Origin of the sequence: uncultured Nitratireductor sp. (assembly GCF_913053745.1) — a bacterium.
In the GTDB taxonomy this organism is placed as follows: domain Bacteria; phylum Pseudomonadota; class Alphaproteobacteria; order Rhizobiales; family Rhizobiaceae; genus Nitratireductor.
In genome coordinates this window covers 1-7,020 of the sequence record NZ_CAJXGF010000196.1, presented here as the reverse complement: position 1 = coordinate 7,020, position 7,020 = coordinate 1, and the positions used below count along the sequence as shown (strand labels likewise).

Here is a 7,020-nt window from a genome sequence, read left to right as displayed (position 1 = left end):
GGACGAGGCTGAGGTCTAAGTCGGGCAGGTTTTCGTCTCCGGGAAAGCGTGCTGGCAGCAACGACCCTTCGCGTATGTCGCTAGCGCGTGGCAATGGGCCTGACCGTCGCTATGGTAGAGCCATGAACACACCGATTCGCATTCTCGGCATCGACCCGGGTCTCCGGCGCACTGGCTGGGCCATTATTGACGCACAGGGCAATTCCCTGCGTTTTGTCGGTGCTGGCACGGTAACGTCGGATGGAAAAGCCGACCTCGCGTCGCGCTTGTGCCAGTTGCATGACGGGCTCGATTCGATACTTCACGATCATCGGCCGGATGAGGCCGCTGTCGAGGCCACTTTCGTCAACAAGGACGCCTCGGCGACGCTCAAGCTCGGCCAGGCGCGCGGCATCGCCATGCTGGTGCCCGCGCGCGCCGGCCTGCCGGTTGCCGAATATGCGCCCAATGCGGTCAAAAAGACCGTGATCGGGGTCGGTCACGGCGACAAAAAGCAGATTCACATGATGGTGAAGGTGCTGATGCCGAAGGCGCGATTCGACACGGACGACGCCGCGGATGCCATCGCCATCGCCATCTGTCATGCGCATCACCGGCAATCCGCCGCCTCCCGATTGGCAATGGAAACACTCAAATGATCGGCAAACTGAAGGGCATTATCGACGAGATCGGCGAAGATCACTGCATCGTCGATGTGGGTGGTGTCGGCTATGTGGCTTTCTGCCCGGCGCGCACGCTGGCGGCGCTCGAGGGAGAGGGAACGGCGGTGACTTTGTTCATCGAAACCTATGTGCGCGAGGACATGATCCGGCTCTACGGGTTTCGCACCGCGCTGGAGCGAGAATGGTTCCGGCTGCTTCAGAACAATGTGCAGGGTGTGGGCGCCAAGGTAGCGCTTTCCGTACTTTCCACGCTTTCGGCCTCAGAGCTCGCCAATGCCATTGCGTTGAAGGATGCGGCGACGGTGGCGCGTGCGCCGGGCGTGGGCAAGAAGGTCGCCGAACGCATCGTCTCGGAGCTGAAGAGCAAGGCGCCCGCCTATGCCGGAGAGGCGAGCGGCACAATCGGTCTCAAGCAGGAACTGGGCGAAGGGGCGGCCCCCGCACCGGTTTCCGATGCGGTCTCGGCATTGGCCAATCTGGGCTATTCGCGCGATGTGGCGGCGAATGCGGTTGCCGCGGCGATGAAAACGGCGGGCGAGGAAGCCGATACCGGCACGCTGATTAGACTTGGCCTGAAAGAACTGGCGCGTTAGGCAAGGCGAGGCGTGCCCGGTCTGGTAACGAAACGGAATTCTGCGGATGACGGATGGCGAACGGCTCATTGCAGCCGACAAGCGCGGTGAGGACCTCGATGCGACGATGCGGCCGCAATCGCTGGACGACTTTGTCGGCCAGAAGGCGGCGCGCGCCAATCTGAAGGTCTTCATCGAGGCCGCACGTGGGCGTGGCGAGGCGCTGGACCACGTCCTTTTCGTCGGCCCGCCCGGGCTCGGCAAGACCACACTGGCGCAGATCATGGCGCGCGAACTGGGCGTGAACTTCCGCTCCACTTCCGGACCGGTGATCGCAAAGGCTGGCGACCTGGCGGCGCTTCTGACAAATCTCGAAGAGCGGGACGTGCTCTTCATCGACGAAATTCACCGGCTGAATCCGGCGGTGGAGGAAATCCTCTACCCGGCGATGGAAGATTTTCAGCTCGACCTGATCATCGGCGAGGGGCCGGCTGCCCGTTCGGTCAAGATTGATCTGGCGAAGTTCACGCTGGTGGCGGCGACCACACGGCTCGGCCTTTTGACCACGCCTCTGCGCGACCGTTTCGGCATTCCCGTGCGGCTCGATTTTTACACGACTGACGAGTTGCAATCCATCGTGACGCGCGGCGCGCGTATTCTGGGGATGCCGCTGGTTGCGGACGGGGCCGAGGAAATCGCGCGCCGGGCACGGGGTACGCCGCGCATCGCCGGCCGCCTTTTGCGTCGCGTGCGCGACTTCGCCAGCGTGGCGGGTGCGAGCGAAGTGACGCGAAAAGTGGCCGATGAGGCGCTGTCGCGGCTCGAGGTGGATGCGCTCGGTCTCGATCAGCTGGATCGGCGCTACCTGACCATGATCGTGGAGAATTTCGGTGGCGGTCCGGTGGGCATCGAGACCATTGCAGCGGCGCTTTCGGAGCCGCGCGACGCCATCGAGGACATTATCGAGCCTTATTTGATCCAGCAGGGATTTATCCAACGCACGCCGCGCGGGCGCGTTCTCGCCGCCAAGGCCTGGCGTCACATGGGGCTCCAGCCGCCCAAGGAACTGGCACAGGCGCAGATCAACCTGTTTCAGCAGGGAAATGCAGAATGAGCGCCGGCGCTGACGAGAACCCGACGGTCGGACTTTCAGGCGAACTGACCGATTTCGGGCATCGTCTGGTGGCGCGGGTCTATTTCGCCGATACGGATTTCACAGGCGTGGTCTACCATGCCCGTTATCTGGAGTTTCTGGAGCGCGGGCGTTCCGATTTCCTGCGTCTTGCCGGCGTCCACCACACCGAACTTGCCGATGGAAAGCATGGCGAGGCGCTGGCCTGGGTGGTTCGGCGTATGGAAATCGACTTTCGCCAACCCGCCCGCGTCGACGACGTCCTCACTGTGGAAACCCGTACCGAGACGATCTCGGGTGCGCGTATCTTTATGGCGCAACGCCTTTTGCGCGATGGGGAGGTCCTGGTGGAAGCGAAGGTCGAGGCCGCCATCATAGGCGTCTCCGGCAGACCGCGCCGTTTCCCGAAAGAGTGGATCGAAGCCTTCAAGCCCAAAAACGGCTGAGATACAAATCGTGAAGTCGCGAACCGCCACCGGCGTGCGCGTGCCGCGTCTCAAAGCCGACCCTCGATCCTGAACGTCGCTTCTCCTAACGCTTAATTAACCATAACGGTTCATGAAGAAAATCATGAAATCCGTAGCGAATCCGCACGCCTTCCTTTCACCAAATTTTACCGGATAAAGGGGCGTTGAAGCATCTTGCGGGGACGCCTCGGATCGGACGCAGGCAACGGCACGCAAGCAGGGGCGAAGCCGAAACGAGATGTACGCCGCCCTGATCTTAAGAGGATGTTGATCCATGGAAAGTGTTACACTCGCCGCACCGGGTGGGGAGTTGTCGATCTGGGCATTGTTCTGGCAGGCCGGCTGGGTGGTCAAGCTGGTCATGATCGGACTGCTGGTAGCCTCAATCTGGACCTGGGCGATCATTGTCGACAAGCTGATCGCCTATGCACGCATGCGCTCGGCGCTCAATCGTTTCGAAAAGACCTTCTGGTCGGGACAATCCCTGGAAGATCTCTATCGCGCGCTTTCGGAGCGCAAAACCACGGGTATGGGCTCGATTTTCGTTGCCGCCATGCGCGAGTGGAAGAAGAGTTTCGAGAAGGGTGCGCGCTCGCCCATCGGTTTGCAGACGCGCATCGACAAGGCGATGGATCTTGCGCTTATGCGTGAGATGGAACGGCTCGAGAGCCGCCTGGGCTTCCTTGCCTCCATTGGTTCGGCCGCACCGTTCATCGGCCTGTTCGGAACTGTGGTCGGCATCATGACCTCGTTTCAGGCGATTGCTGGATCCAAGTCCACCAATCTGGCCGTTGTGGCGCCGGGCATCGCCGAGGCGCTGCTTGCCACGGCAATCGGCCTTCTGGCGGCTATTCCGGCCGTGATCGCCTACAACAAGCTGTCATCCGACGCGGGCAAGCTCGCCGGGCGCATGGAAGGCTTCGCGGACGAGTTTTCGACCATCCTGTCGCGGCAGATCGACGAGAAGGTCGCCGCCAAGGCGGCTTAGGAGAGCGCAATGGGTATGTCAGTCGGTTCGGCAGGTGGACGAAACGGGCGGCGGCGTGGTCGTCGCGGTTCGCGCACGGGCCTGATTTCCGAAATCAATGTGACGCCCTTCGTGGACGTTATGCTGGTGCTGCTCATCATCTTCATGGTGGCGGCGCCCCTGCTCACGGTCGGCGTGCCGATCGATCTGCCGGAAACGCAGGCCAAGGCTCTGAATTCCGAGACGCAGCCGATCACTGTTTCCGTCAACAATGGCGGCCAGATTTATCTGCAGGAAACCGAGGTGCCCATCGAAGAGGTGGTGCCGAAGCTGCAGGCAATCGCACGCTCCGGTTACGACGAGCGCATTTATGTGCGCGGGGATCGCGCGGCCGATTACGGCACGGTGATGCGCGTGATGGCGCGAATTTCGGCCGCCGGATATCGCAATCTGGGTCTGGTCACCTTACAGGAAGAGGGCAATTGACCGAATGAAGGCGGGTCTCGTTACATCGGTGACCATGCATGCGGCGTTGCTGGGTTTCGGCCTGTTTTCGCTATCGGCGCCGCGCGCCTTCGAGGTGGCGGACGTCGAAGCTCTGCCTGTCGAGATCATTCCCATCGAATCGATGACTCAGGTGCAGGAAGGCGACAAGAAGGCCGAGCTTTCCGAAACGCCCACGCCAACGCCGACAAAGCGCCCCGACCCGGTGGAGAATGCGCAGAATACCGGTGATAACGACGTCGACCTGAAAACGCCGCCGACTCCGGAGCCGCGCCAGCGCGAGGTGGAGAAGACGGCGGAACCGCCGCCTGCGCCCAAGCCGACGCCCAAGCCTGAACCGAAACCCGAGCCGGAGCCTCAGCAGGCCGCGGCGGAGCCGACCCCGGTACCGGCGACCGAGGTGCGCCCTGAGCCGCAGCCCAAGCAGGAGGTGACGCCCGAACCCGCGTCCGAGGAAACCGTGGTGGCGGAAACGCCCGAGGCAGAGAGCGTTTCGCTGCCCAACAGCGCGCCGGTTCCACAATCGCGACCGCAACCACCCAAGGCGAGCACGGCCAAGGCGCCCGAGCGCAAGGATGCGGACAAGCCGGCGCAGAAGACTGCCTCGAAGCCGAAATCGGAGAACTCCGAGGAGTTGTTCGACGAAGTGGCCGCGCTTTTGAACAAGGACAAGGCGTCTGGCGGCGGCGCGAAGCGGTCGCAGGAGCAGGCTTCGCTCGGTGGTAGCCGCAACACGCCTGGCGAAAAGCTTTCCCAGAGTGAGATGGATGCGTTGCGCGGCCAGATCCAGCGCTGCTGGAACGTGCCGGCTGGCGCGCTCGATGCGGAGAACCTGAAAGTTTCGATCCAGATGAACCTCGACGCGAGCGGAAACATCGAGGGCAGCCCGCGCATTATTGCCGGCGGCAACGGGACGATGGTGGAGCGGGCGGCGGCCGAATCGGCACGTCGCGCCGTCCTCCAGTGTGCGCCCTACAATCTGCCGGCTGCCAAGTACGACACCTGGTCAGAAGTCATCGTCCACTTCGATCCGAGCGACATGTTTTAACCTAGGCACCCTCCGCAAGGCGATGGGAGCTTGAGCCTAACCAAAGTGGGAGAGGCAGGAGCAAATGCAGACAATCATAAGAGCAACCTTCCTGATGGCGACGCTCATCGCCGGGCTTGGCGTTGCGGTGCTGCCGGCGCGGGCAGTGGTGGAAATCGACATCAACAAGGGCGTGGTCGAGCCATTGCCGATCGCGGTGACGGAGTTCATTTCCGCCGACGGTAGGGGTGCTGAGATTGCAGGTGTCATCGAAGCCGATCTGCGGCGTTCCGGCCTGTTCGCGCCTATCGAGAAGGGCGCTTTTATCGAGCAGATCTCCAATCCGGATGCCGCGCCGCGCTTTGAGGACTGGACCGTAATCAACGCGCAGGCGCTGGTGACTGGCAAGGTCTCCGAGACGCCGGACGGGCGGCTGAGGGCCGAGTTCCGGCTGTGGGACACCTATGCCGGCCAGCAGCTCATCGGCGAACAGTTTTTCACCAGCAAGGAAAAATGGCGTCGCGTTGCGCACATCATCGCGGATGCCATCTATCAGCGGCTGACGGGCGAGAGCGGTTATTTCGACACGCGCATCGTTTACGTGGACGAGTCCGGCCCGCGCAACAACCGCGTGAAGCGGCTCGCGATCATGGATCAGGACGGGGCCAATCAGCGTTTTCTCACCGATGGCCGTGCCATCGTCCTGACGCCGCGTTTCTCGCCGACGCGCCAGGAAATCACCTACATGTCCTATGAGGGCGGCCAGCCGCAGGTCTATCTCCTGCAACTGGAAACCGGCCAGCGTGAGCTTGTCGGCAATTTTCCCGGCATGACGTTTGCGCCGCGTTTCTCGCCCAATGGCCAGCAGATCGTAATGAGTCTTCTGCGTGACGACGGCAATTCGAACATCTTCGCGATGGACCTGCGCAGCCGCAACACGACTCGCCTGACGACCTCCAACGCCATCGATACCTCCCCCTCCTATTCGCCGGACGGATCGCAGATCGTGTTCACCTCCGACCGTGGCGGACGTGCGCAGATCTATGTGATGGGGGCGAGTGGCGGCGATCCGAAGCGCATTTCCTTCGGAGACGGCACCTATTCGACGCCAGTGTGGTCGCCACGCGGCGATCTGATCGCCTTCACCAAACAAACGGGTGGCGAGTTTCAGATAGGCGTCATGCGTACCGACGGTTCGGGGGAGCGTATCCTCTCGTCCGGCTTCCTGCAGGAGGGGCCGACATGGGCGCCGAACGGCCGCGTCCTGATGTTCTTCCGCCAGGCGGCGGGTTCGGGCGGGCCGCAACTCTACTCGATCGATCTGACCGGCCGCAACGAGCGGCAGATTCCAACGCCTGAATTCGGCTCCGACCCGGCATGGTCGCCGCTTTTGGAGTAGCTGCCCGGAAGACGCCGCATTTTCGCCATATCGCGGAAACGAAGCGATTAACGACCCATTAACCCTGTTTCTTGTGCCGCGGTTAACTCCGACAAGGTTACCAAAGCTTCAACGAATTCATTCAAATCCCAGGAGAAACGGCCATGCGCCGAATTCCACTTACGCCCGTCAAACTCGCCGCGATCTGCCTTCTCGCCGGGTTCGCCGTCACAGGCTGCGCCAGCAAGAAGTCGCTGCCGAACAATGCCAGCGAACTTGGCCTCAACGGAGCCGTTGCCGGCTCTTCGCAG

8 protein-coding genes are annotated in these 7,020 nt (G+C 62.2%); all 8 read left to right on the top strand.

Annotated features, from left to right (window positions below):
* Positions 1-122: 122 nt before the first annotated feature.
* The 8 genes from ruvC to tolB all read left to right on the top strand — a co-directional run bounded on the left by ruvC (position 123) and on the right by tolB (position 6,730).
* Positions 123-638, top strand: a complete 516-nt coding sequence (gene ruvC / locus QZ638_RS21450) for a crossover junction endodeoxyribonuclease RuvC (RefSeq protein WP_295814291.1) — start codon at positions 123-125, stop codon at positions 636-638.
* Positions 635-1,255, top strand: a complete 621-nt coding sequence (ruvA, locus tag QZ638_RS21445) for a Holliday junction branch migration protein RuvA (RefSeq protein WP_295814285.1) — start codon at positions 635-637, stop codon at positions 1,253-1,255. Before ruvC ends, ruvA begins: the two co-directional genes overlap by 4 nt.
* Before the next feature lie 46 nt (positions 1,256-1,301).
* A complete protein-coding gene (gene ruvB, locus QZ638_RS21440; protein WP_295814282.1) occupies positions 1,302-2,348 on the top strand; it encodes a Holliday junction branch migration DNA helicase RuvB in 1,047 nt (348 codons plus the stop codon).
* Positions 2,345-2,812, top strand: a complete 468-nt coding sequence (ybgC, locus tag QZ638_RS21435; protein ID WP_295814279.1) for a tol-pal system-associated acyl-CoA thioesterase — start codon at positions 2,345-2,347, stop codon at positions 2,810-2,812. Before ruvB ends, ybgC begins: the two co-directional genes overlap by 4 nt.
* A gap of 295 nt (positions 2,813-3,107) precedes the next feature.
* Positions 3,108-3,821 (top strand): protein TolQ, encoded by a 714-nt coding sequence (tolQ, locus tag QZ638_RS21430; protein WP_295814276.1) that lies wholly within the window; start codon positions 3,108-3,110, stop codon positions 3,819-3,821.
* Positions 3,822-3,830: 9 nt separating this feature from the next.
* Positions 3,831-4,286, top strand: coding sequence for a protein TolR (gene tolR / locus QZ638_RS21425; protein WP_295814274.1), 456 nt, complete (start codon positions 3,831-3,833; stop codon positions 4,284-4,286).
* Positions 4,287-4,290: 4 nt separating this feature from the next.
* Entirely contained in the window at positions 4,291-5,352 is a 1,062-nt protein-coding gene (locus tag QZ638_RS21420; RefSeq protein ID WP_295814272.1) for a hypothetical protein, read from the top strand.
* Between the two features lie 94 nt (positions 5,353-5,446).
* On the top strand, positions 5,447-6,730 hold the full coding sequence (gene tolB / locus QZ638_RS21415) for a Tol-Pal system beta propeller repeat protein TolB (protein WP_295814288.1): 1,284 nt from the start codon (positions 5,447-5,449) through the stop codon (positions 6,728-6,730).
* The last annotated feature ends 290 nt before the right edge of the window (positions 6,731-7,020 follow it).

What these genes read in the sequence shown, in the direction of transcription:
- ruvC (WP_295814291.1), top strand. Translation starts at nt 123, where the DNA reads ATGAACACACCGATTCGCATTCTCGGCATCGACCCGGGTCTCCGGCGC.
- ruvA (WP_295814285.1), top strand. Translation starts at nt 635, where the DNA reads ATGATCGGCAAACTGAAGGGCATTATCGACGAGATCGGCGAAGATCAC.
- ruvB (WP_295814282.1), top strand. Translation starts at nt 1,302, where the DNA reads ATGACGGATGGCGAACGGCTCATTGCAGCCGACAAGCGCGGTGAGGAC.
- ybgC (WP_295814279.1), top strand. Translation starts at nt 2,345, where the DNA reads ATGAGCGCCGGCGCTGACGAGAACCCGACGGTCGGACTTTCAGGCGAA.
- tolQ (WP_295814276.1), top strand. Translation starts at nt 3,108, where the DNA reads ATGGAAAGTGTTACACTCGCCGCACCGGGTGGGGAGTTGTCGATCTGG.
- tolR (WP_295814274.1), top strand. Translation starts at nt 3,831, where the DNA reads ATGGGTATGTCAGTCGGTTCGGCAGGTGGACGAAACGGGCGGCGGCGT.
- QZ638_RS21420 (WP_295814272.1), top strand. Translation starts at nt 4,291, where the DNA reads ATGAAGGCGGGTCTCGTTACATCGGTGACCATGCATGCGGCGTTGCTG.
- tolB (WP_295814288.1), top strand. Translation starts at nt 5,447, where the DNA reads ATGGCGACGCTCATCGCCGGGCTTGGCGTTGCGGTGCTGCCGGCGCGG.